1 pseudogene is annotated in these 333 nt (G+C 41.4%); it reads left to right on the forward strand.

Going from position 1 to position 333, the window contains the following annotated elements:
- Window positions 1–333, forward strand: a pseudogene (locus ACVC2P_RS00145) (hypothetical protein); the annotation flags it as partial.

Genomic DNA, 333 nt, shown 5'->3' on the forward strand with positions numbered 1-333 from the left:
TGCAGAAAACAACATTAATGCCATCACCGGCATTTACAATAACATTGTGGTTAACATGCAAACCATTTATGTACGAATAGAAAGCTCAACTATCGCAACAGACTGTGCAAGCTTTGTAGAACTACAACTTATCGTCAACCCAACCCCACAAATAACAGACCCCACCCCATTAGAAGTCTGTGACGATGATGTCGATGGCTTTGCCAGTTTCGATTTAACCGAAAAAGAGCCAGAAATACTAAACCAATTAGACACAGACCCATCCAACGATTTAGACCCTGCACAATACATCGTAACCTACTATATCACAGAAGCCAATGCCAATGCAGGAAC

The organism is Pontimicrobium sp. MEBiC01747 (genome assembly GCF_053601635.1).